The sequence below is a fragment of the Bradyrhizobium altum genome (assembly GCF_020889705.1).
Classification (GTDB): Bacteria; Pseudomonadota; Alphaproteobacteria; order Rhizobiales; family Xanthobacteraceae; genus Bradyrhizobium; species Bradyrhizobium altum.
In genome coordinates this window covers 1-784 of the sequence record NZ_JACMYP010000590.1, presented here as the reverse complement: position 1 = coordinate 784, position 784 = coordinate 1, and the positions used below count along the sequence as shown (strand labels likewise).

Here is a 784-nt window from a genome sequence, read left to right as displayed (position 1 = left end):
GCGCTGACTTCGCTCGGCGCCGGCGATGCGACAAGGCCCGCGTCCACGCCACTGCAGCAGCCGGCGCTTGCCGGTGCCGGCACGGCGCCGGGCCTTGTGCCATCAGGCACGCCCGAGCTCGAGGTTCAGGAAATCTTGCTGCCGCAGGCGCGCGTGCCGGTTGCCGAGGATCTCACCCGCGGCGCCACCCACTTTGCCGGGGCGCTCGCGGGCGCGCTCGATGCCGGCCCGTCATCGGGCGGCGCGCTCAATCTCATTCAGGAAGCGCTGCATGAGCTCGGCAACCCGGCACGGCAGGGCGCCGCGCCAAGGGAGATGTTGCCTGGCGAGGTGCCCGCACGCGGCAGCACGCCGCCACCGCCGTTTCACGGCGCGCTGCCGTCGGCGCAGGCCGTTGCGGAGCGGTCGATTGCCCCTGGCACGCCGCTTCCGACCGCCGCGCACCGCCTCTTGGAAAACACCGACGCGGCACTGGCGCGGCAGACGCTGCTGCAGATCGCCTCGCTGCCGGACCGCGGCGACGGCGCGCGTCCGCAGCTCGACGCCATGGTGCCGCGCTGGAATTTCGAGATTCCGTTCCTGACCCAGCAGGGCACGGCGATGGCGCAGTTCGAGATTTCCCGCGACGGCGGCGGTAATGAGGTCGAAGCCGCCAAGCGGGTGTGGCGGGCGCGCTTCACGCTCGACGTCGAGCCGGCCGGGCCGGTGCACGCGCTGGTCTCGCTGAACGGCGAGCGCACCTCGGTGCGGATGTGGGCCGAGCGCCCCTCGACCGCCGCGCAGC

1 protein-coding gene is annotated in these 784 nt (G+C 73.2%); it reads left to right on the top strand.

Translation table 11 applies throughout. The features are described 5' to 3' along the window. Positions 1–784: flagellar hook-length control protein FliK (gene fliK, locus H8B02_RS47565; protein WP_229172559.1), on the top strand; the 784-nt coding region annotated here is incomplete at both ends.